This window comes from Flavobacteriales bacterium TMED191, assembly GCA_002171975.2.
In the GTDB taxonomy this organism is placed as follows: domain Bacteria; phylum Bacteroidota; class Bacteroidia; order Flavobacteriales; family TMED113.
The window spans coordinates 48186-72527 of record NHIO02000024.1 but is presented as its reverse complement, the minus strand read 5'-3'; the positions used below and the strand labels follow the sequence as shown (position 1 = coordinate 72527).

The window sequence follows — 24342 nt, the reverse complement described above, 5'->3', positions numbered from 1 at the left end:
GGGACAGGAAATATTCCAGGCGTTCCCGCTGAACAACGGTAATGGGTTCCTTCTTGTTCACAACTAAAGAAGAACACAAGGGGTATAAACAGAATCGATAAACTTTTCATACTTCAAGTATAGTGGTTTTAGTATTGAAAAGGAAGCAACATATAAAGCATCTACTAAAGTGGGTGCTTTTATTTTATTATTTGTATTTAATTACGAGGCAATTAAGAATTACTTTACCATCGCCATAATTATCAAATTTTAGAACGGGTTTGTCTATTTTAATATTCATGATATCTATACCTTGCCCATATTCTTCAATTGCGGCCATCATTGCCTTGTCGTATTTAGCTTCTCCAGGCTCTATAACGACTCTTAAGTTTCCCACAACATTGTATGACTTGATCTCATTTTTTATTGATTTTTCGGAAGCGTTAAAGCCTATCTTTCTTTGAGGCGCACAACTAAAAAAAGTTATCATTAAAATTAAAACAAGTGTTCTCATAAAATTGTATTTTATTCAAATATAATAATTTTTAATATTGAAAGGGAAGTGTTAGTCTAATACTCAATTCAGGCTAGGTGATTTTGACAGGCTTGAACCTCCCTATAGTAAAAGATGAAAGTCGTTCAAATACTTTAGCAAATGGTTCGAGATTAGTCCAGTAGGGCAGCAAAAGTTAAAGCATCTACGAAAATGGGTGCTTTTATTTTATAATAGACTTTTTTCTACAAAGCCATTATTATATATGTGTAATTGGAAGCCTTTATTATTTAACGTTTACTTATTTTATTATTTGTTATTGCTTTTTGTCTTGAACATTTAAAACGATTTATTTCAGGATTTCTTTTTTTAAGGTGTTTTTTGCTGGCTCCATTGTTAACACGTTTTCTCCATCTTTTAAATGAAGACGCTTTTAAATTTGACCTCATCAATTTTATAACTCCTCTCTCAGTTAATTGAAACTGAAATAGAATAGCTTCATATGGTGTTCTGTCTTCCCACGCCATTTCAATGATTCTATCAATTTCTTCTGGATTATAATTCATCGAATGTATTTTAATACAGTTTCTTAATTTCTCATATTTATTTTATAATATATTTTTTTTGAAAAATCAAATATATTAATAATCCTAAAGGCATAAGCATTACACCAAAAAACACACTCAATCTAAGTAGCCATATTTTATCATTATTTTTCACACAATTAGCCCATATCCATCTTGTTACAAAAATATCGCCTGCCACCATGTGTGCCCACATTGCTGAAACACCTGCCTTGGTTGACATTCCCTGAGTTAAACCTGCAAAAAAACCGTCTGGATGAGAGCCGCTATTTAAAAAATCGATTAATCCATTTGGGTTTAAGATCATAATTACAAACCAAATGATTATCGGACCTAAAAAAAACAGTTGCTTATCCATAATATTATTTGTTTTTTTATCATAGGGACGTATTAACATTGCAAACCAAAATGGACCGACCCAAATAGTTGATATTAAAAACGAAATTGAATATAAATCCATAATTCTAATTTAGTTTTTTAACTCAGGGTCATTGTCATTTATTTTTGATTGTTCGGCGTTTGCATTGTATATATTGTATAACAAAGTGAACATATAAGCACAAAATATTATTAAGCCAATTATAAACATTAATAAGTTTTCCATTTAATAAATAATTAGTTGTCGTTTTTTCGCTGTCTTATTACAATAGAAAGTGCTAAAATTGAAGGAACCCATATTCCTACAAAGATGCCTTCAAGTTGTTGACCAGAAAACCAGAGGCTTACAGAGTATAAGAATGATAGAAATGCTAATATAACAGGATAATATATCTTCCAGAAATTTTTAATCTTTTTCATATTAATAAGTCAAATTAATTTTTAATTCAAATTCATCATAAATCAGATTGTTTCCGAGATTACTAAAAAATGACCCAGAACCATATCTAACATCATATTTTGCTCTATCTAGAGTAATTTCGGCACTGGCTTTACCGTCTTTAACAGAGGCAGTAAATTCCTCTGTATTAGTAATTCCTTTGATAGTTATTTCGGAGATTATATCATACTTACCATATCCCTTGTGTTTACATTCTAGAATGTCTATTGACGCAATATGATGTTTATTAGTATCAAAAAAATCGGCAGATTTTAAGTGTTTTTCAAGCTGTTCTTTGTATGTTCCTTCAAGATCTGTGCAAAATATTGAGTTCATATCAATGTTAACTTTTCCTGAAACAAGTTTGTTTTCTTCAAAATGGAGATGACCGGATCTAATAGCTATATTTCCTTCATGTGTACCACCAACTTTACTAGCCTTCCAGACTATTGTGCTTTTTTGAGCATATATGTCACTTGTTGTTATATTTTTATTGTGAATGTGAGAAGTTTTTTTATTTGAATCTGCTCTGCAACCACAATTTTCACAAGCAAAAGATGGCATGAATGATAATATGGTTAACAAAATAGAAAAGTAGATAAATTTATTTTGCATAATTAAAATATTGTATAGCTTTATTTCTTCAAAGTTATACAAAATAAAATATATTATCTAAATAAACACCTAATATTTCTTTATTAATTTTTTTTCTTTAAATTAAAATCCATCTATAAACAGTATGCGGGGACACTATTTTTATAGGTTTTAGTCTTAAAATGGAGTCCTATGAAATTGGGTACTATTATTTTATAACATAATTTTTCTCTAATGAACCATCATCATAGATGTATATTTGGAAGCCTTTGTTGTGATTGACTTCTTTTCCGAAGATGGACATTATTTTAATGAGAGATTTTGGGTTTTTAATTTCTTTTATAAATGAATTGTTTTCACAACTATTTTGACAATCCTCCAATGTCCAAAAAGGAACTAATCCATCACATAAACCCCAACACGATTCTTCGCATTGAGATGTTGTTGGATTAAACCAATATATGAACCCACATCCAAAACAGGGTCCTGGGTCCGGAATGGAGCTGCAATCTTCAGTCACAATTTGTCCAAAACTTATAAAAGGAATAATAATAACTAGGAATAGTTTTTTCATTTACAACCCTCTCCATAGGTGACTTCTTTTGCTTTAAAGTCTTCCCCATATTTAACAATTTTGATCTTAAAATCCTCTCCATAATCTACTGCTTTCCATTTTCCAACTTTTTTCTCTCCATATGAAACATATTTTATTTTCAAATCTTCTCCGTAATCAACAAACTTAACTTTATAATCTTCTCCGTAATCAACAAATTTAATTTTACCAAAGACATGACATCCACTTTGGCTCATTGAAAACAAAGGGAAACAAAAAAGAATGAGTATTAATTTTTTCATAACGATAAATTTTACTTAAATATACTGGTTTATTATATAATTAAAGTTTTTTTAAAGTGTGTGTTTATTTCATAAGTTTAATTAAAAATAATGGTCATGCTAAAATTATTTTATGCCCGAAGCATTTTATGCAAATAATATTATTGATATTATTAATTTCAATATCCAACAAACAACTCTAATCCAATTTGAATGGATTAATAAATTTAAGTTTAGTTTATTACTTAATGATAATTGATTATGTATTGGAACTTGAATAAAAAAAGTGCTTAGCCAAATCAAGATAACTAATAGGGCACTAATTTTTTTTAAACTATCATCAAAATCCTGTAAAAGCATAGTTGTTGTGATTATAAACTCAAGTACCATTATAGGGGCTACTATGTAGCCAATTCTTGTTACATATTTTTGATGAAAAGTAGAAAAGTCCTTATAAACGTATTTAAGAAGAGGATAGTTAACAAATTGTGTAACTAGAATAATGGTTGTTAATATAGCGCTTACGATTATATTAAATAATATTAGTTTCATTTATCTTAAAAGATGTTTTTTTTCTACAGAACCATCATTATAGATTTTTAATTGGAAGCCATTATTTATAGATTCTCTTCCCAGAAGATCAATTGACCTAATTAATTGTTTAGAATTTATTACATCAAGCTCTATATAGTTTGTGGTATTACAAATAATCAAACCATTGGTATTAAATTTAGAAACAAAATTCCATACCTCAATATTTGTGTTAATATCTTGATTCCCCCATGAGGCTAGTGGCGAGGGCCAATCATGTCCTCCGTTTATAATTTTTAATTCTTCAACCGAAACACAACCGTCTCCATTCATCCATGAATATCGCTCTACCGTACTACCATCAAAACTATTTAAATCAGGTAGTTGTTCAATAATTGGATTAATATCGGTATTGTTGAAGCTGGACCAATAGTTATTAATCACACTAACCGGATTATACCAACCGTTAAGATCATTATATGGATGAATATCATCATTGGTACCGACAATACTTTGAACCGCAGTTGGATGAATAAGATTGCAATTATTAAATGCACCTACAAATGCTGCACCGGCTACCGAACTTATCGCAGCAATTTTATAATTAAGCCTACATGCTAAATCATAAGAAAACATCCCCCCTAAAGAATATCCACATGCATAAATTCTTTCTTGGTCTATATTATAATTTGATGAAACCTCCTCGATTATTGTTTCAATAAAATAAATATCATCGTGATCTGTGGGTTCTTTATGCATCCAGCTAGTATATCCAGTTTCGGGATCTTCTAGTGCTTGGGGATAAATCAATATAAATCCAGATGTGTCAGAAATAGAACGAAAATCTGCTTCATAGTTCATAAAATCTATTGCATATCCAGCACCTCCATGAAGCGCAAATAAAATAGGTGCGGGGTTGTTGTCAGAGTAATTCTTGGGCGTGTAAATTAAATACTCTCTATTATTGTTTTCAAAATTTAAATTTTCAGTTTGTAATTGTCCAAGTGATAAAAAAGGAATAATAAAAAAAAGTAGAAGTTTTCTCATTTTATTGAACTATTCTTTTTTCAATAGAACCATCATCATAGATATATAATTGAACACCATTAATGTTGTTACGCGTTATTTTCCCAAGAATAGACAGCTTTTTAATTAATTTACGAGTGGTAAAGTTAAATTGGGATATATCTAAATAATTTTGACATGAACATTCACACACATCTGAAACATTCATGTCTATATACCCAAACGGAGTTAAATCTGTATTACAATCTAATGGAATGTCAAATGGAAGAAATGCAGAAAGAATACCGGATTCTAAAGTAGGAATAAGCTCAGCACAGCCTAGTAATCCATCCAAAATAGATGTGTCACCAAAAATAGAAACTAAATCTATAAGTGTTTCATCTAAGTCTACACAGCCAACGATTTGACTATTATTATAAATCAGATTATTATTGATATTATTGAAGTTTTGTGAAAGACTTAAAAAAGGAATAATTAGAAGAATTAGTAATTTTTTCATAAAGCAAATATACAAGTTTTTAATAATTTAAAATGACATGTTATTATATCCAACGTTTAGTTATGCTTTTGTAGTTTTTGAACTCTTGCCCAAACAATTTTTCCATAGCTTTTTCTTCTGGAATAATTTGAAACTTTGTAATAAATAATACGAATATAAAAACAAGGATTATGCCGCCATACAAATTAAATTTTAGTCCTATAGACAATAATATTAATACCATTCCTAGATACATCGGGTTTCTAGTATATTTAAAAATTCCAGTATTGACAAGTGATGATGTTTTTGTGAGATTTACCGGATTAATAGTAGTTTTATAATTTCTAAATAATAAAAAAGCCGAGCGGATTATAATAATGCCGAATAATAATAATAGAACACTAACCCAATCTAGGAAATGATTATTAGGGTGAGGAAAAAGGTTTTTAGATAAATAAATAGCTAAACCAAATAATAACGTTACAATTGGGGGTGGAATTTTGTTTTTCATAAATAGAATTTTATTTATTTTAAATATTGATTTTCATTAGTAAAATAGCTTTTGCTATTATACGTAATTAAAATTATTTAAAGTTTGATTTTTTATAAAATTTATATCGATATATATATAAAATAATTATACCTGTAATATTTGAAAACCAAATGTATGGTTTTGACCATGAGATACCATCAAATCGGATATCAAAAATTGGCCAAAGTATAGGAGTAGGGAAAAAATCAGCTGTATGAAATGGAAAATCTAACATTATATGTAAAGGCCAAGCCAGCATGGCAAACGCAATATCTTTTTTGATAAAAAAGTACACCAATACAATAAATACAAAAGCAATTATTAAACTATGAGTTATGTCATATAAGTAAAACACGTAGTCAGGGATTTCATCAATTTTTGGTTTCCCTGATTTAATATTATAAGGACTAAATATTAAACTAATAATGAAATATAAACCAAAAGAAAATAGATCAGGGAGGGCTCCAAAAAAGAGACTCCAGTATGGCCTGCCTCTATATCCAAAAACCCCTTTTCCCCATAAGGCATGACTTAATGTATCCATAATATAAACATAGATTTTTTATCTTTGTAGAGAGTTTTCATAAATACTATTTATGATTTTTTAGTCCGGGTTTATTCTAATTTCCATCCCTCAATATTATAAGTTGAATAGCTCGATGAATATCCCGGTGGTTGAGGTGTAACGATATTAAAAAAAGTAGTGTCAGTAATTACCCAACCAATATTTCCACCCAAACTCTCTGAGTAGACAAAACCACTGTCATTAAGATTATAAATAATAGGATCACATGCTTCACAATACTTAAAAATAAGTTCGTCTATATTTTTGCCGACCTGAATAGTACCCAAACTATCATTATAATTTGTTGTATACGTCACATTTGATATCCATTGAGAATTAAGTAGAGAATCATATACATAGTAGCCTGAATACGAAATGTCATTTCCTCTAAAGTTCCAATTACCAGCATAAATGTTATTAATATTACAATTATTTATACACTCATTAAGTGTTGTATATGGCCCATCTTCGGATGCAATACAACTATTGTTTATACACGAAAATTTTCCAATAAGATTATTATTATTGTTAACATCTTGCTCACAACTGAATAATAGCACGACATGAATAAGTAGTATGAATTGCCTCATAAATTTATTTCACAAGATATTTTTTTTCGACAGAACCATTATCATATAAGTATATTTGGAGCCCCATTTTATCACAGGATCCTCTTCCAAGGAAGTCTATCTTTCCGGTTAAATTTTTATGTATTATTTCAAATTCGGAGGATGATGTTATATTACAGTTAATTAAGCCCGAGGTATTATATTGTGAAACAAAATTCCATATTTCTAAAGACGCATTGATATCCATATTTCCAAAAGAACCTGGCCAGTCATGGTCTCCACCAATAACTTTTAGTTCTTGAATAGATGTGCAATTATCGCCATTTAACCAACTCTTTCTTTCTACAGTACTACCATCACTAAGAGAAGTGTTATCAACATTTGTTATAATAGGATTAAGGTCAGTATTATTATAGTTTGACCAGTAACTTGTAATGTCATCTACTGACATATATAGAGGCATATCACCATAAGATAAACCTTCGTAAGTAGAATGAGGATTTTGATCAACTGTACCCATTATAAGCATCATAGCAGTTGGACTAACTGGTGAGCATGAAGCCCAGTTATATATATCATTTCTGTAGTAGTCTGTTAGCATGCTACCTGAAACTGCAGCAAAAGCAGCAATCTTATCATTTAATCGACACCCAAGTTCATAAGAAAAAATAGCGCCTTCGGAATATCCACATGCATAAATGCGACTTTGGTCGATAGCATACTCGGCGTCTAGGGCTTCAATGACTGCTTCAATAAAAAATATGTCATCATGATCAGTCGGTGCCTTATGTATCCATGAGGTAGTCCCGCCTTCAGGATCTACAGCTCCTTGAGGGTATACTGCTATGAAATTTGCAGTATCAGCAATCGGTCTCATATCATTTGTATAGATAAAGTCTTGAGCATATCCAGACCCTCCATGAAAGCTAAACATAACTGGAAATTCAATTGATGCATTATAACTTTCAGGCAGGTATATTATATATTCTCTTTCTTGATTTTCAAAAAAAATTGTTTCTGTAATCAATTGTTGTCCAAAGTTTAAAAAAGGTATAATAAGAAGTAATAATAATTTTTTCATAATAGTTTAATTTAAGATAAATTTTTTTCATTCTATAAATATACTAGTTTTAGTGAGTTTGAATTTTTTTTGAGAAAATTACTTTGTTAGATGTAGAGTTTTTAAGGTGAGTTTTAAGTAATTTTTTTTCTTTTATTGAAAAGTCACTTTTCAAGTTATTTAAGAAAGATTTATATTCCTCTTGACCCATTTGCATAGAGCTAATTAAGTTAATTACATTATTAGTAAACATGTTGGGGTCTTTTGCCTTATTTAGTTCATAGATTTTACCACTGTAAGATTGTAAATAACTTGTGTCATTGTTAAAACAAATATTGCAGTGGAAGAAATAGGCCAGCACTTCTTTACAGCTCATATTGGTTTCATTAAATTGTGAAGTCATTTCTATTTCAGAAAATGTTGTAACAACCTCACGATTTTGGTTTTTTAAACCAGTATTTTGGTTAGGATTTGGGGAAATAAAATAATCATCAGAATCGCATTCTAAAATAAACTGGGAATTACAACCGTAAATTATTAACAAAACCAAAAAAATTCTCATCCTCAAATATATTGCTTTTTTTAAACTTGCGTATTTGTGGTTAATAACGAATGTTTAAATTAAAAGAAGGAAATATTAAAAATTCTTGATCTTTTAATAAATGGGTAATATTAACTCCAGTATTTAAAAAAAAATTTTTCCAAATTCTTTTTTCCAATCCAAGTGAGATGCACGCAGCATTAGAATCTCCAGACATACCATATATTTTTTGTAAAGAAGCCACGGAATATCCATCGACAAATGATTTAAGCAAGTATTTTTTATATCCAATCACAAAAGTGTTTAGTGCTATCATCGAACCGCAACCAATAAAAAAATCGTTTTGGTTGTCTTTAACTATTGATCTAGAATAACTAACAAAACTAAATCCGGCTTTATGATCAAATAATCCAATTGACATATAATTTTTTGGCTGGTTATAATTTTGACTAAAACAAAAAATTGGTAATAGAAGCAAGAAAATTAGAAGTTGTTTCACAAAAAGTTTACTTTTTTAAAGTAATTATTGCACTGTAAACATATTGACCTAATTCAAAATTTTCTAATACCCATCCATCTTTGGAGTGTATATTTAATGCTTCCTCCATTTTGTTTGCTAGTGATATATTTGACCACCAATCATGAACACTGATTACTTTATATTTCACCATAGTTTGTTTATTTTAAAATATATTTTTTTTCAACTGAACCATCATTAAAGATATTTAATTGTAATTGGTCTCTACTATATTCTCTACCCAAAACATCTATAACTTTAATTAACTCTTTTTTTGAGACATTTGATTCTTCAATAAAAGAACTTTCAGAAACAGACATTTTACTAAAAAAATCCCAGATTTCTTCACTAATATTAACATCCATATTTCCCCATGCACCTGGCCAGTCATGTCCTCCTCCAATAACTTTATATAGCCAAACTTCATTATTTGAAATAGAGGAAGAGTAGATATAACTTTCTATTACACTTCCATCTCCGGTATCTAAATTTGGTAATTCAGTAAAACTTAAATCAGTCAAGTTATTTTGATTAATAAAAAAATCTATTGTTGATGGTATGCCTAAATATATCCCCCATCCATCATTGTTATTTGGGTCGCCGTCATATAAAGTTACATCATCATCTGTCCCATGAGTTTCAAACACAGGTACTGGGTTTTCAGAATTACAATTTTGATAGATATTTTCCATAATCATTCCTGCTACTGGAGCAATTGCCCTAAATGTTGAACTTGCTTGGCAAGCAAGCATATAGCTCATATCTCCACCATTGGACATTCCTGTTGAAAATGTATTAATCGTGCTTAATTGGTAGGTGTCTTGAAGATATTCTGCCAAAGCAACAATAAAACCAACATCATTTACAGTCGGGTTGTTTTGAAATTCGTATCCAACATTAAAAAAAGAATTATTGTATTGGTCAGTTGTTCCTTGTGGATAACATACAACAAATCCATTATCATTTGCAACTTCATTCATGCCAGAATAATCCATAATTCCCTGTGCACTTCCTGTGTAGCCATGAAGTACAAATACTAATGGCGCATTTTTAGCTACATTATTAGGTAGATGTAATAAATACTCTCTTTCCAATCCGTCAAAATTAAAGATCAGAGTCTCTATGCAGGAACCATCATCTATATTGGCATAGGGATTATAATTGATAGCATCTGAATTTGTGCAGCCAGGAAACTCCCATGAGCATTCTTTTTCATTTATTTCAAATGTAAAATAACCATCAAAGCCATTTTCTATAGTGATTTCTTCCAAGACATTAAATCCATCTACATATACAGATATATTTCCTCCTTCCCAACCATCTCCAAAACTATCATTTCCAATAATTATATAACAATCAGGTTCATTTACACAAATTTGTGTATAATTGGACTGATAATTACCGTTTCCTTGAAAAGAACTAATTGCATTACTTTGATTATTCCATCCCTGAAAACTGTAAAGGGACCAACTCATTTCGTCCGCCCAATCTCCTGTAATTGTTTCTATTTCTAGCACGTATTCCCCCTCTTTACAAGAATATTCACAGGAATCATTATTTATAAAAGCTGTTTCACTGTAATTATTTGCATTTACATCTGTACAGCCTAATCCACTATATATACATTCAGAATCATTAATTTGAAATAAAGTATAACCCAAGGAACCATTTTCTAGTTCAATACTTAACGGTGATTTGCCAAAATCAACGTCAGAATTTACAGAACTTAAATCAACAAATCCTTCATTCCATCCATCACCGTAACTGTCATTTGCTTCAAAGGCATAGCATCCTATATTTAAACATATATTTTGGTTATACCATGTGTCATTATCATTTTCGGCTCCGTCATAAAAAAATACAATCTCTCCATCATTATTAATAATTGACCATGACATTTCTTCCGCCCATTCTCCACTATATGTTTCAAACGACACTTCAAATTCACCTCCATCGCACTGAGCGTATAAAAATGGGAAAACAAATGATAATAGTATTAATAATTTAAACTTTGTCATGATAATATATTTTGTTATGAGCTAAATATAAGGATTTTAGCACTTAGTCTTGTATTGTAACAGTGATAGTTCCAATCATGCCATTGTTTGCATGCCCTCCTACGGAACAATCATAATTATAAATACCGGGGACCTCGAATAAATGTTTATATATTTCGGCTCCCACAACAGATGTTGATGGAGAATTAAATGTTTCAGGGTTGTTAAAGGGCTCACTTGTTAAAGAATTCAATTCTCCATCAACATCATGTAGTCCACCATCGTTAATCCATCTGACTTCTTCCCCCTGATTAATAATTATATTGGTTGGGTCAAAGTAAAAATTACCTGCAAAGACTGTATGAGTTACTTTTGCATCAGATTCGTCTTCAGAGTTTGTTATATTTTAATCACAGCTTATTACAAGAGCAAGTATCATGAATGTTAAAAATGTTTTTCTCATTTTATCATTATTATTTTCTCAGCACTTCCATTTTTATATTTAATTATTGATGACTTATTTAAAGTTGTGTTTCGACCCAAGAAATCATAGGTACTTATTAATTTATGTTCTACTTCATCTTCTATAAGCTGAGAATTATTTTTGTAGTTAAAATAAAATGGCCATGAACACGCAATATTACTCTTTCCAGCAAAAAAACCTTCAACTAAATGTACTTGCCCATTTATTGGAAACATTAAGCTTGCTTGCTCTATTACTAAATATCTTAATTCACTCATTCCAGAGCCTAAACCATATACATTACTAGAAGTATTCAAGTTTTCTTGTGCGATTGTATCCCCTAGACTATTAGTAATCATTAAGCCACAATATCCAAACCAAAATTCATCACTAAAGTTCATATCTATACTGATTTGAAATATATTATTAATCTCATCATAGTTAACGGGATATATATATATAGAGTCACATAAATTTAATTGTGTAGATTCACAGTCTGGTATTCCTAGACCCGGCCCCAACGATGTGCCGGCTATTTCGTTTCCATTTTCATCAACGCACCAGCAATATCCAGTACTTGCCCAGCATTGTAATGGTGAATAAGAACCATCCTCTTGGCATTGAGGTATAAATTCTCCAATTAAACCTGAGGCATTTGCAACTGCATCTAGACACGGTGTTTGACCAAAAATAAAAAAAGGCAGTATACTAAGAAAGAAAAGACTCTTCATTGCTCAAAGATAAGTTTTTATAATATTGAATTAGATATTTATATTGACTTACTTAAATTTATTTGCTTTAATACATCCTAGAACATAACTATTAAATTTTGTAAATTGCAATATGAAAAAAATGGATGCTTCATATTTAGGCAAGAAAATTATTAAACTCAACAAAAAGATTCACCGCGCAGAAGAGCAAGGTGATGAAAATAAAGTATGGTGGCGAAAAATAAAGCTAGGAAAATTAAAAGAAAAACTAAATAATTTAATAAAATCTAAAAATTAGTTTTTCCAGCAATTAGCTTTATCAAACTATCAAATATATAATTTTAGTTTATAAATATTTTCTTCACTCTTTTAGACTATAAATTTCTTCTCACTTTTCTTTTTAAAATTTGTGTTAATTTTTTAGGAGCATCTACAAACCAACGTCCATGCCTATTAATCTTGACAAAAAAGTCTCCTCTTCCATTAGGATTTTCAAATCTTGCAATTAATCTGGTATTTTTAAAATGAAAACCAAAATCATTTCTGATATCTTTTTTCAATCTCCAATTATTATTTTTATAGTTATAAACAAAGTACATTTCTCTTTGATTTATCGAAGGTGCAAAAAAATCGTTTAACAATAGTCCAGCAATAAATCCACCAGCAAAATTTAAATTTTGATTATGTGATGCATGACTGTGGTTGTAGAAATGTTTATTGTGCTTTTGGCTAAAAACTTGTGATGAAAAGACAGTGGATAAAACAATTATTAATAAAATAGCTTTTTTCATAACATAAAATAATTAAAGGTTAATGATATTATTTTAACATCAAATGTTATGCCAAAGGTAAAACCTAGTTATATTAATCTAATTCTATTTATTTTAATTAGAGCAAATAAGTTATTGTATAGATTCCCTATTTACTTAATTCTAAATTAAAATTTTAAATATTTTTTAACGGATCCATCTTCATAAATTTCAAAAATGAAATAAGAGTCGTCGGTATCTTTACCTAGTAGATTAAAGGATTTTTTTACTGGATTTGTTATTAAGGACTCTTCAGTATTAGCAGCTAAATTACAGTCTAAAGACCATATAGCAATTTCATCTTTTTGAAAGCAATCCATTTGCCCACTCCAACTGCAATCAGCTTGATTTAATAAAACAAAATCAACATTCCATACTTGTATGCAATCTAAATCATTATCAGTACAGGTTAGTCCAATTAGTTCTGTATTATTTGATACATCTAATTCATTTAAGTTATTATTGTCGCATTGTAAGTGGCTTAATTCTATACAATTAGAAATATTTAAATTATTTAGGTTATTATTAGAGCAGTTTAATGTATTTAATAGCGCATTATTCGTTAGACTAAGCTCATTTAAATTGTTGTTACTACAATCTAAAAAGGTTAATAGGCTGTTGCCGCTTAGATTCAGTTCTTCTAGATTGTTGCCTTCACAATTTAAATAATCAAGATATATAAAATCTTCGATTCCTGTTAGATCGTTAATCCCCTTGTTATCAATAGCTAGATTAGCTAGGGTACTAATAATAGCTGTAGGAACTGAGTCATCCAATATCGGATTTGGGTCAATATTGAAATTAATTAATGCTTGTTCAAAAGCATCATCGGGGACAAAGGTTTGTTGGCCAAAATTTAGCAGTGGAACAAGTATTAGAAAGAATAGTTTTCGCATAAGATAAATATAGGATTAATTTTTTTTATCAGGGATAAATTTTAACGAAAGAGAATTGACACAGTGGCGAGTGTTTTTGTCTGTATATTTTTCACCATAAAACACATGACCAAGATGTCCATTGCAGTTAGCACAGCAAATTTCAGTTCTTTGCATATTATAGCTATTGTCAACTTTTTTTATAATTGCATTTTCTATTTCATCATCAAAAGAAGGCCATCCACAATTAGAGTTGAATTTAGATGATGATTTATATAGTGGGGCTTCACATGCTCTACATATATAATATCCTTTTTTAAAAAAATTATTGTACTCTCCACTAAAAGGTGCTTCTGTTCCTCTGTCTACAATAATACTTCTTTCTTTATCATTTAGCTTATTAAAATAATCCATGTTAAAACTTTTATTTTGAGCGAATACAGATAAGGGAATAATAAAAAAAAACAAAAAATTTTTCATACTATATCCATTTTATTTCATTGTTAAATATAAATTAATTATTTATGGCAAGGACCATTTTGACATTTCCTCTGTTGTATTTTTGGTTATTTAGCGGGACTTCTTGAAAACCGTAATTATCATAAAGTTGCCTTGCAATTTTTAATGAATTATTTGAAATTAAAAATATTTTATTAGAGTTATTCGTTTTTGCAAATTTAATACATTGATTCAATAATATTTTTGACAATCCATTACCTCGGAACTCTTTTTTAATCGTCATTTTTGCAAGTTCGAATATATTATTTTTATGTGGAATCATTGCAGCTGTACCTATCACAGAGTTGTTTTTTAAAATAAAAAAAATTTCACCACCTAGCTCAATAATTGCCTTTTCAGGCGATAACAAGTCTTTTAAGTCTGCATCTTCTAAGTCCCAAGATTCTAGAATCCAATCTTTATTCAAAAGGTAAAATGCAGAGGCATATTCTTTTTTGTATCCCGATATTTCATATTTCATCAAAATATTTTTTTTAAACTTAATGATTTTTTTCTGATAGAATTTATAGTCTGATTAAATTGTTGATTTGCAATTTCTGGACTTTTAGCGGTTATAATTATTTCATATGATGCAATAAATTCATTGTCGGAAAAAAAGAGTTTTTTTTCTAATTTATTATCTACAACAACAGCTTTATAATTAGTAAAATTTGTTTGCAATCCATTGTGATTATGCGTAAGATATTCTAGGATTATATTCTTTTGTTTTATGGAAATTAGCGAATCGTTATTTTTAGTCTTTTTCGAGTATATATTTTTATTTAGGGCATTTAAAATTAGGTCTAGCCCATCTTTATGCTTTATTTCTTTTATAACATATTTGGTTTGATAGGATTCATCTTCACAGTAATAATATAATTTGCCCTCTTCGTAATATTTAAGCAATTTACATGGGCAGGAGATTAGAAAATGGCTTACCGTTCCAAATGTTTGTAAATTATCTCCTTGGCTTAAAGATAATATTGGGATAATTAAGGTCAAAAATACATGCTTCATAGGTTGTTACTGAAGTGAGTATTTAAATCCTAAAACAAACCATCTTTTAGGCATTATCGCTCCTAAAATATCGGCATATTCTTTATTAAAAATATTTATTAATTCAGCGCTATATGTTAAACGATTTCCTAGGGCATAATTTAAATTGACATTATGAACAAAATATGACTGACTTAAGGTTTGATCGATATTCAAGTCTGACTCATTGCCCCTAATCTTCATTTGACCATTTAAATTAAATTTCCATTTTTTCCAATCGAAAAAAACATTGTAATTAAATCGGTCACCAGAGTTGTTAGCAAGGTATTTTGACAAAGTGTTGGTATTATTTTCAAATAGACTTTGATTTTCTTCAGCTGCAAAAATTTTACAATAACCTAATGATCCGCTAATATTAAGTACTTTGAATTTTTTTAAATTAAACCACAATTCAGACTCCCAGCCCAATGTTTTTAGTTTGCTTATATTTTGAGCAAATAGATAATTTTCATTTTCTAGTAAATCAATATTTGTAGAGATTTGACTGGAATTCATTAGCACCCAGTCAATTAAATTAGAAGCATTTCTATAAAACAAGGTGTTTTTAATAGTGGCATTTTTATATTTTTTAATATCAATACCAATTTCCCAGTTTAGACTTGTTTCTGCTTTTAAATCTGGATTTCCGATATTACGTCCAGCCGAAAGAGTACCGTTATAGTTATTATTATAAAACCTTTCGGTAAAGTCTGCAGACCTTATAGTTCTTCCAAAACTTGTTCGAAGATTATAATTATCATGATTATAATTTACATCAAATTGTGGGCATAACTGTACACGGTAGCTTTTATTATAGTCTAATCTTAATGACGGGTTGATTGTTATTGCTTTAATTTTTTTCATAAAATTTACAAAGCTCCCAATGTAGTAGTCAGAGTGATTCCCTCTATCAATACTAGCAATTTTACGATTTTGAAGATTTACTCCGCTAACCACTCTGTAAGAGTCAGTTTTCTTTGTATAATTGATATTACTATTAGTTAGCTCAGTGTAATTTTGATAATAAGGGAATTCAGGATTAAAAATATACAAATCATCAACATTTTGATAAGAAGTCATTAAACTAAGTTTTCTGGTTTTATCAATTTTATAATTTATCTGGGCTTGTGTCCAACTTTTTCTAATTGTTTCGTTAGAAAGATCATAATTACTACGAGTATAATAATACTGTGAGTTAAAAAAACGTTTGGCATATGCTGATCTAAGTATTACATTTAATTTATTACTAAAAGCATATTTATGAGAAAGTGAAAATGTTTGGTTGTCAAAAAAACTAAATATATCCTTATAAAGTTCTTGTCCATCTGACTTAATTAAGTTAACTCCAAGAGTTGTATAAAACTTCTCATGTAGTTTTTTTGCAATAAATAAATTATCTCCTGTTAAGCCATTTGACCCAACTTTAGACTCTACAATAACCTCATTTTTACTTATTCCTTCTTTAAATAATTTTGTTACGATATTAATTACACCTCCAACAGCATCTGGGCCATAAATTGACGAGCCTCCTCCTCTTATAATTTCTATTTGATGAATTTCAAAAGGATTGATGGGTATATACATACTGAAATGTCCAGTAAGAGGATCATTGACTCTTGCTCCGTCTAAAAGAACAAGGGTTTGGTTGAATGTACTTCCTCTTAGTACTATATCAGACTGAGTACCAAAGCCACCTCTAGATTGTAATTCAATACTAGGAATTAGCTTTAATAATTCGTCAATAGAATTAAAACTATAATTTTCAATATCATTTGAATTTATGATAGTTATGTTTTTACCAGACTCTATATTATTTAAATCAATCATACTGCCATATATATTGACAGTTTTAAGATTGGTGTTGCTTTGGTTTGTTTCTTGTCCCAATATTAAAAAGGGAATAAAAAGAATAAGTAGTAAATTTTTCATAAATCAAATATAATTTTTTAAACTTAGTTACAGTGTCTTTTTTAAGTATATAATTTTCATTTGACTAAGAGTAGAATGTCTTTTTAAGAGAACTCTTATTGAAGCAAAAATTAACTGAATGAGCAATTAAATTAGAAAAGCAAACTATTTATAATTTACTCTATTTAATAATGTATTTTTTTTCTACAGTACCATTATTGTAGATTTCTATTTTGAATTTAGGCTGTATACTTTGTTTCCCTTGAAAGTCAAAAGTATATAGTAGTTTTTTCTTAAAAGACTCTTCGTTGATGATAGTATTTGTTGGTAGACATTCGCAGTTTTCGTCATATATCCCGATAGTTGATGCACTTTCACAGGGTTCACCAGGAAATATGCAGAATAAGTCATTATTTATTACATTAGAATTATAGTTACAAGCATCTCCATTTTCACAACCTATAATGCTGTCATCAAAAAACCAGTCAAATTTATTCGCACAATATACATTTGAACTGTTTCCAGAAGAAGGTGGTGCTAATTCAAGCTCAAAGACAATTTCATTCTGAGGGTTTACTTCTGTTATGACTGCACCTCTGTTAGTGATCGACAAATTACCAAAGTTGACCAATGTATTGCCATTTTCTAATCTTTGAACACTACTTATAGAAGGACTAAATAATGAGTCGGGGTGATAAAAGTCCCATGTTTTGGTGGCGGTCATTGCATTTAAATCTAATTGATATTCAACAGCTCTAGAAATGTTTTGGCCCATAAAATCTGCACTATGATTACCATTATCAAACAGAAGGTATTTGTCGTCTCCTAAACTTTTAATACAATGTTGGTGTGTAAACGGGTAATCATTTACAAATTCAAATTGATTTTGTGATCCTCCCCATCTCCATATAACATCACCGGAAGTACGGTGTATTTTGGTAATTTCATCTAGATTTCTAGAAGAAATCAAAAAGTGACCATCGTAATCAATATCAATTGCATTTGTATGAATAAAAGCAATTTGGTTAGCTGTTAAATTGCTATATATATTATCAGTTACGCTAAAATGATCCCAGCTTTCCCACTGAAATATTACTTCATGATCAGAGTTTAGCTCTTGAATAACAACGCCCTCGACAATTGCATCTGGGTTTCCTCCTGTGACTACCTCATCCATTGGAAATGGTTGAAGATCATAATAAAACAGAACATAATTGCCATTTGGAAGTGCTAAAAAATCATGATTATCGGCTATGTATCCATTTTGCCCATATACGGTATCAACTGTGTTAAATAAAGAATCTACAACATGCCAGCACATATTTTGTCTATCAAAATATGTTATATGATTATTTAAGTTTACTTTCCAATCCCAGCCCATCATTCCAAGGTTTTCAGAGAAGAGAATTTCCCCATCAACATTGATAATCATCACGGGTTTATTACTGCCCTGACCAACAGGCTTTATGAATAAATTCTTAGAGGATGCTTCTTCAGTTGTTGTTAATGTAAAACTAGGTTGTGATAGAGAGACAATAGGTATAAAGCTAAGTAGGAACATTATTTTTTTCATCTTATAAATATACAATTTTACTAAAAATGAAAAAATTTTAAATCTGTTAATAATGATTTTTTAATTTAATTCAGCCTGAATGTAGAAGGTAAACAACTATTAGCTATAATTAGATTTTGCACAAATCCATTTAATGAAACTAGCAAAAAGATTATCAGACAGTGTCTCATTCTTTTTTGTTTGAATCTATACATTTTTTCCAGTTTTTAAAGGACTGACGATATGTTTGATACTCTGAGGTTTGTTTGTATTCTTCGTGGTTCATGCCCTCATTTCTTGCTGGTTTTTTTGGTTTTTTACCGCAATCACCCCAAAGGACTTCTTTTTTATAATCTTCTTCACAACTTTTCCATATCTTCAGTTCACTTCGGTAGATTTTATACTCCGATGTTTGTTTGTACTCTTCGTGATCCATACCATCTTCTCGTAAGGGCTTATTTGGTTTGTTTCCACAGGGACTTTTAGTAATTTCCTTTTTTTTACTAAACACAGGTTCTGTTAGTTGTTTTGGACTCATACATTGTTTCCAGATTTTTAATTTTTCACGGTATAATATATGTACATGAGTTTGTCGAAATTCATCAATACTAGTTCCTTTGGGTCTTTTGGGTTTATCAGGTCGGTCGCCACATTTATTAATCGGCTCTTCATTTTGACTCTCCAATCTTTTTTGTTTTTGATTTTCAAGTCTTTTAGATTCGCGTTCATCTATTCCAAGGGGGCTTGTGCAGTATTTCCACTGCTTAAGATTGTTCTTGTAATTAATAAAGTTTTCAGAATCTTTATAATTTTTTATAGTTTGATTTTCAATTCTTTGAGGCTTAACAGGCCTGTCTCCACATTCAGTATTTTGTCCAATGATAACAGAGGGAAAGATTAGTAAAAATGTAAATTTAATTAGTTTCATAAATTGGAATTAAATAATTGGATTAAACATAAATATAAGTCTTTTGTAAAATAATTATAAGTATAAAATGCGTGTTCTTAATGATTTTATGTACTTTTGGCGTTTTAAATATAGTAACTACATAAAAATATGAAACAAGGAACAGTAAAGTTTTTCAATCAAGTTAAAGGCTTTGGCTTTATTACTGATGCAGACGGGAGCAAAGATTATTTTGTTCACTCAACAGGTTTAACGGAAACAATTAAGGATGGCGACTCAGTCCAATTTGAATTGGAAGATGATCCAAAGGGAATGAGAGCAATTAATGTTAAGCAAGCAGAATAGTATCATAGCTTAATAGTTGCTAAAACCCCACAATTTTTAATAATACAATTAAGATTTTTTGCTTCGGGCAATAAATCTATGTTATATCTATGCTTATTTTTCTAATTTAAGCTTGTATTATTTATTTCACTTTCTGAATATATAATTTGGATAAATGGGATTATTGAAAACACCCCACATTAATTATTTTTTTCGAATTCAAAATCATCATTATTAAGTATAGTGTAAATATAGTTGTTATTTAATGTGTTTAACAGGTCTATAAAAGAGGTTTCTATGTTCATATTTTTTGCAACTAACATTTACTTGTTAATAATAAAGCTGCAAAAAAAGGCATTTCAGGAGTAAAAAAGTTCCCTTATGTATGAATTTATCATATAAATAACTAGATTTGCAACAAATTTAAAATTTAATATGATGAAAAAACATTATCTATTTTTATTAATGATCCTTTGTTTGGGATCTTTTAATGTGTTTGCTCAAGACGTGGTCGATTGTGATCCTCTTGGGTGTACAGATGCTACAGCATGTAACTATGATGCTACTGCAACTGAGGATGACGGTTCTTGTGAATTCGCTCAAGAAGACGTAGACAATCCTGGCTTTATGTTAACATGTGATGGAGCATGTCAAGATGACGATGATAACGGTATTTGTGACTTTAACCAGGTTGGTTGTACAGACGCTGAAGCTTGTAATCAATCGTTTTTTGTATGTATTGGTGATGATGGAATTGCTTCTATCTGTCCTGCAACAATTGACGATGGTTCGTGTACTTACGCAGTATTAGACTTCAATTGTGATGGTACATGTGTTGATGTTGACGAGGACGGTATTTGTGATAAGGTTGATGATCTAATCTGCGCTAATGACTCTGACAACGATGGAGTTTGTGATGATTCTGAAGTCTTTAGTGAGTGTGCTGATCCAACAGCTTGTAACTATGTTGCAGGGTCATCTCAGACTTATGGCTCTGACCCAAATATCACATTGCCTGGCGATATGGAAATGATTGATTCAAATAACGATGGTTTATTTGTATGTGTTTTCCCAGACGAATGGTTTAATTGTGATGGTACTTGTTTAGATGCAGATACAGACGGAGTTTGTGACGAGGTTGATGGTTGTACTGATGTAGATTCATTTAACTGGAATGATGTTGCTGCGACAGAATGTTGTACAGTAGCTGGATGTACAGACGACACTGCTTTTAACTATGATGCTGCGGCATGTTTTAATGATGGTTCTTGTGCTGAAATAGTTGAAGGTTGTATAGATGAAACTGCTTGTAACTTTAATGCTAACGCTAACACAGATGACGGTTCTTGTTCATTTGCTGCAGAATGGTATAATTGTGATGGTACATGTCAAGATGACGATGCTGATGGAACTTGTGATGAGGTTGAGATAGATGGATGTACTGACGAAACAGCATTTAATTATAATTCATTAGCAACTGAGGATGATGGTTCATGTGAAGAAGTTACTATTGGTTGTTATGATGAAAATGCAGGTAACTACTGTGCTGATTGTAATACTGAGTGTGAAAACGGAGATTGTTGTGAAGATGTTGTTTTAGGTTGTACAGATAATGACCCAGACACATTTGGTGGAGTTGCTTGTAACTATGATGCAGCTGCAAATACAAACGATGGTTCTTGTACATATGCAGCAACATGGTTTAATTGTGATGGTACATGTGTTGATTTAGATGAGGATACAATTTGTGATATTGTTGATGAATGTGTAGGTGAATTAAATGATTGTGATGACTGTATGGATTTAGCAGGCACTTATGTTATGGGAACTTGTAATGGTGACTGCGTAGAAGGAGATGATGATGGTGATGGAGTTTGTAATGATTACGAAGTTTTAGGTTGTACTGATGCAAATGCGGTAAACTATAATGAAAATGCAGGTGCTACTGAAGATGATGGTTCTTGTTTTGATCCTTTATGTGATAGCGACTGGGATGCAACAACAGGAAACTATATTGATGGCGACTCTGACAATGATGGAGTTTGTGATGATGATGAGGTTTTAGGTTGTACTGACATTAATGCTTGTAATTTTGATGCTGCAGTTGGAGCAACAGATGATGATGGTTCTTGTGAATTGCCATCTACAGGTTATAATTGTGACGGTAGCTGTGCAGATACTGACGGAGATGCAGTATGCGATTTAGCTGATGAATGTGTTGGTACTTATGATGCATGTGGTGTTTGTAATGGCGAAGGAGCAGAAGAATACTATCAGTGTTTAGATGCTACAACAGGAGAACAAACATGTATTAATGATACTGATGGAGATGGAGTTTGTAATGAACTAGAAATCGCTGGATGTACTGATATATCTGCATGTAATTATGATATGACGGCAACGGAGGATGACGGTTCTTGTGAAGGTGTTGTTGGTTGTGATTTACCATATATGTTAAACTACAACCCTCTTGCTGATGAGGACTGTGAAGGTGATGATTGTGGTACTGCAACTTGTATTGTGAACGACTCATGTATTGAGTTTGTACCTGGTTGTATGGATGATACAGCATGTAATTATGATGAGACAGCAAATACAGATGACGGTTCTTGTGAGTCTGATTCTTGCGCTGGTTGTATGGACGATACAGCATGTAACTATGATGCTGACGCAACTATATCTGCTCAATCTGATTGTTTATTTGAAGCATTTGTCCCTGCTGGGGAGGATTGTGCTTATTGGGAGTTAGATACTGACGGTGATGGTGTTTTAGATTACATGGAAATTCACGGTTGTACAGATGCTACAGCATGTAACTTTGATGTTGATGCAACAGAAGATGATGGCTCTTGTGAAGGTGCTTGTGATAGCTGTGATGAAAATGGGGTATTTACTGACGGTGATATAGATAATGACGGAGTTTGTGATAACGTTGAGATTCAAGGTTGTACAGATGAAATGGCTTGTAACTATAATCCGTTTGCAACTGAATTAGATGGTTCATGTGAAGGCCAAATTGGTTGTAACACTCCTAATGCAGTAAACTATAGTCCAGATGCCGATTGTTTCTCTAACGAATTATATGGTAATGACGAATTATGTCAAGACTATGTATTTGGTTGTATGGATGAAACAGCATGTAATTATGATGAAGCTAACAACTTCGATCCAGCTACTGCTCAAGGTGGAACATCTTGTATTTACGCTGCAGCTAGTTATGATTGCGATGGTAACTGTATAGAAGATTGTGATGGAGATGGAGTTTGTGATGACTTAGAAATGTGGGGATGTACAGATCCACTTGCTTGTAATACATCATATTTTGATGCTGACGGAAATGTATATGTAACTCCTATGTCAGATGACGGTGAAACAATGTATATGATTGCATCTCAAGATGACGGCTCATGTCTTCCGTATGGTTGTGGTCAAGTTTGGAGCTTTAACTATGATGCAGATGCAGTAGCAAATGGTTGTATTGACAACACATTATGTACTGACTGGAATCTAGGTTGTACAGATGCATTTGCATGTAACTATGATATGACTGCTAATTTTGATGATGGTTCATGTGCATACGCTTCAAATGGTGCTGGAATTGAAGATCCGATTTGTCAAGAATGTGTTCAAGATGCTGATGGAAATTACGTTGGTGTAACATATATTGATGAAGATGGTGATGGTATTCCAGACTGTGATTCTATCGTTGTAGGTTGTATGATTGCTGATGCATGTAACTTTAATCCAAATGCAATGTTTGATGATGGTTCATGTATTTCAGAAGGCGACGTTTGTGAGATTGATGGTGCTCCTGGTACAATCATTGATTGCATATGTGTGCCTGACGACGTTTCAATTGAAGAGGTTACTAGCTCTTTTGGATTATTAATTTATCCAAATCCAGCTGATGACTATATTACAATTGAATTAGATTCATATGATTATGAAGATGCAAGAATTACAATTATTAATCAATTAGGACAGATTGTTGTATCACATACTACATCAACGTTCTCAACTACAAATATCAATGTAGGTAATTACCCAACTGGTTTATACCAAGTAAGCGTAGCTACTGAGAAGGATATTGTAAACAAATCATTATTGATTAAGTAATTAGTAACTAATTGCTAGAAATAAAAAG

29 protein-coding genes are annotated in these 24342 nt (G+C 30.8%); 2 read left to right on the top strand and 27 right to left on the bottom strand.

The window, feature by feature from the left end; genetic code table 11:
* Positions 1 to 187 precede the first annotated feature (187 nt).
* The 27 genes from CBD51_002525 to CBD51_002395 form a co-directional block, all read right to left on the bottom strand.
* Positions 188 to 493: a hypothetical protein gene (locus tag CBD51_002525; GenBank protein ID RPG59890.1), complete on the bottom strand. Its 306-nt coding sequence runs from the start codon at positions 491 to 493 to the stop codon at positions 188 to 190.
* Positions 494 to 762: 269 nt separating this feature from the next.
* Positions 763 to 1038 (bottom strand): TIGR03643 family protein, encoded by a 276-nt coding sequence (locus CBD51_002520; protein ID RPG59889.1) that lies wholly within the window; start codon positions 1036 to 1038, stop codon positions 763 to 765.
* Between the two features lie 37 nt (positions 1039 to 1075).
* Positions 1076 to 1516, bottom strand: a complete 441-nt coding sequence (locus CBD51_002515; protein ID RPG59888.1) for a DUF4281 domain-containing protein — start codon at positions 1514 to 1516, stop codon at positions 1076 to 1078.
* 155 nt (positions 1517 to 1671) lie between these two features.
* Positions 1672 to 1854, bottom strand: coding sequence for a hypothetical protein (locus CBD51_002510; protein ID RPG59887.1), 183 nt, complete (start codon positions 1852 to 1854; stop codon positions 1672 to 1674).
* Position 1855: 1 nt separating this feature from the next.
* The gene (locus CBD51_002505) at positions 1856 to 2488 is read right to left on the bottom strand and encodes a YceI family protein (GenBank protein RPG59886.1); all 633 of its coding nucleotides are present in this window, start codon (positions 2486 to 2488) and stop codon (positions 1856 to 1858) included.
* A 187-nt stretch (positions 2489 to 2675) separates the two neighbouring features.
* Positions 2676 to 3041, bottom strand: coding sequence for a hypothetical protein (locus CBD51_002500; GenBank protein ID RPG59885.1), 366 nt, complete (start codon positions 3039 to 3041; stop codon positions 2676 to 2678).
* Positions 3038 to 3322, bottom strand: a complete 285-nt coding sequence (locus CBD51_002495; protein ID RPG59884.1) for a hypothetical protein — start codon at positions 3320 to 3322, stop codon at positions 3038 to 3040. The genes CBD51_002500 and CBD51_002495 overlap by 4 nt, the downstream gene beginning before the upstream one ends.
* 126 nt (positions 3323 to 3448) lie before the next feature.
* Positions 3449 to 3853, bottom strand: coding sequence for a hypothetical protein (locus tag CBD51_002490; GenBank protein RPG59883.1), 405 nt, complete (start codon positions 3851 to 3853; stop codon positions 3449 to 3451).
* Positions 3854 to 4879, bottom strand: a complete 1026-nt coding sequence (locus tag CBD51_002485; protein ID RPG59882.1) for a hypothetical protein — start codon at positions 4877 to 4879, stop codon at positions 3854 to 3856.
* A 1-nt stretch (position 4880) separates the two neighbouring features.
* Positions 4881 to 5357 (bottom strand): hypothetical protein, encoded by a 477-nt coding sequence (locus CBD51_002480; GenBank protein RPG59881.1) that lies wholly within the window; start codon positions 5355 to 5357, stop codon positions 4881 to 4883.
* Positions 5358 to 5400: 43 nt separating this feature from the next.
* Positions 5401 to 5847: an isoprenylcysteine carboxylmethyltransferase family protein gene (locus CBD51_002475; GenBank protein RPG59880.1), complete on the bottom strand. Its 447-nt coding sequence runs from the start codon at positions 5845 to 5847 to the stop codon at positions 5401 to 5403.
* Between the two features lie 73 nt (positions 5848 to 5920).
* Complete coding sequence (locus CBD51_002470) at positions 5921 to 6412, bottom strand: hypothetical protein (protein ID RPG59879.1); 492 nt, start codon at positions 6410 to 6412, stop codon at positions 5921 to 5923.
* 71 nt (positions 6413 to 6483) lie between these two features.
* Positions 6484 to 7023: a hypothetical protein gene (locus CBD51_002465; GenBank protein RPG59878.1), complete on the bottom strand. Its 540-nt coding sequence runs from the start codon at positions 7021 to 7023 to the stop codon at positions 6484 to 6486.
* Positions 7024 to 7027: 4 nt separating this feature from the next.
* On the bottom strand, positions 7028 to 8083 hold the full coding sequence (locus tag CBD51_002460) for a hypothetical protein (GenBank protein RPG59877.1): 1056 nt from the start codon (positions 8081 to 8083) through the stop codon (positions 7028 to 7030).
* A gap of 49 nt (positions 8084 to 8132) precedes the next feature.
* Positions 8133 to 8606, bottom strand: coding sequence for a hypothetical protein (locus CBD51_002455; GenBank protein RPG59876.1), 474 nt, complete (start codon positions 8604 to 8606; stop codon positions 8133 to 8135).
* A gap of 58 nt (positions 8607 to 8664) precedes the next feature.
* Complete coding sequence (locus tag CBD51_002450; protein RPG59875.1) at positions 8665 to 9024, bottom strand: hypothetical protein; 360 nt, start codon at positions 9022 to 9024, stop codon at positions 8665 to 8667.
* Between the two features lie 257 nt (positions 9025 to 9281).
* Positions 9282 to 11138 (bottom strand): hypothetical protein, encoded by a 1857-nt coding sequence (locus tag CBD51_002445; GenBank protein RPG59874.1) that lies wholly within the window; start codon positions 11136 to 11138, stop codon positions 9282 to 9284.
* A 43-nt stretch (positions 11139 to 11181) separates the two neighbouring features.
* Entirely contained in the window at positions 11182 to 11520 is a 339-nt protein-coding gene (locus CBD51_002440; GenBank protein ID RPG59873.1) for a hypothetical protein, read from the bottom strand.
* Positions 11521 to 11576: 56 nt separating this feature from the next.
* On the bottom strand, positions 11577 to 12311 hold the full coding sequence (locus CBD51_002435) for a hypothetical protein (protein ID RPG59872.1): 735 nt from the start codon (positions 12309 to 12311) through the stop codon (positions 11577 to 11579).
* Positions 12312 to 12664: 353 nt separating this feature from the next.
* Positions 12665 to 13081, bottom strand: a complete 417-nt coding sequence (locus CBD51_002430; GenBank protein ID RPG59871.1) for a hypothetical protein — start codon at positions 13079 to 13081, stop codon at positions 12665 to 12667.
* Between the two features lie 146 nt (positions 13082 to 13227).
* A complete protein-coding gene (locus tag CBD51_002425; GenBank protein ID RPG59870.1) occupies positions 13228 to 13995 on the bottom strand; it encodes a hypothetical protein in 768 nt (255 codons plus the stop codon).
* A gap of 15 nt (positions 13996 to 14010) precedes the next feature.
* A complete protein-coding gene (locus tag CBD51_002420; protein RPG59893.1) occupies positions 14011 to 14388 on the bottom strand; it encodes a methionine-R-sulfoxide reductase in 378 nt (125 codons plus the stop codon).
* 100 nt (positions 14389 to 14488) lie between these two features.
* A complete protein-coding gene (locus tag CBD51_002415; GenBank protein RPG59869.1) occupies positions 14489 to 14953 on the bottom strand; it encodes a GNAT family N-acetyltransferase in 465 nt (154 codons plus the stop codon).
* Positions 14953 to 15489 (bottom strand): hypothetical protein, encoded by a 537-nt coding sequence (locus tag CBD51_002410; protein RPG59868.1) that lies wholly within the window; start codon positions 15487 to 15489, stop codon positions 14953 to 14955. Before CBD51_002410 ends, CBD51_002415 begins: the two co-directional genes overlap by 1 nt.
* A 6-nt stretch (positions 15490 to 15495) precedes the next feature.
* Positions 15496 to 17436: a TonB-dependent receptor gene (locus CBD51_002405; GenBank protein ID RPG59867.1), complete on the bottom strand. Its 1941-nt coding sequence runs from the start codon at positions 17434 to 17436 to the stop codon at positions 15496 to 15498.
* Between the two features lie 160 nt (positions 17437 to 17596).
* Positions 17597 to 18988 (bottom strand): hypothetical protein, encoded by a 1392-nt coding sequence (locus CBD51_002400; GenBank protein ID RPG59866.1) that lies wholly within the window; start codon positions 18986 to 18988, stop codon positions 17597 to 17599.
* 166 nt (positions 18989 to 19154) lie between these two features.
* A complete protein-coding gene (locus CBD51_002395; GenBank protein RPG59865.1) occupies positions 19155 to 19895 on the bottom strand; it encodes a hypothetical protein in 741 nt (246 codons plus the stop codon).
* Positions 19896 to 20024: 129 nt separating this feature from the next.
* Between CBD51_002395 and CBD51_002390 the strand changes: the two genes are divergently transcribed.
* Together CBD51_002390 and CBD51_002385 are read left to right on the top strand one after the other, a co-directional pair.
* Positions 20025 to 20219: a cold shock domain-containing protein gene (locus CBD51_002390; protein RPG59864.1), complete on the top strand. Its 195-nt coding sequence runs from the start codon at positions 20025 to 20027 to the stop codon at positions 20217 to 20219.
* A 414-nt stretch (positions 20220 to 20633) separates the two neighbouring features.
* Positions 20634 to 24314 (top strand): T9SS C-terminal target domain-containing protein, encoded by a 3681-nt coding sequence (locus tag CBD51_002385; protein ID RPG59863.1) that lies wholly within the window; start codon positions 20634 to 20636, stop codon positions 24312 to 24314.
* Positions 24315 to 24342 lie beyond the last annotated feature (28 nt).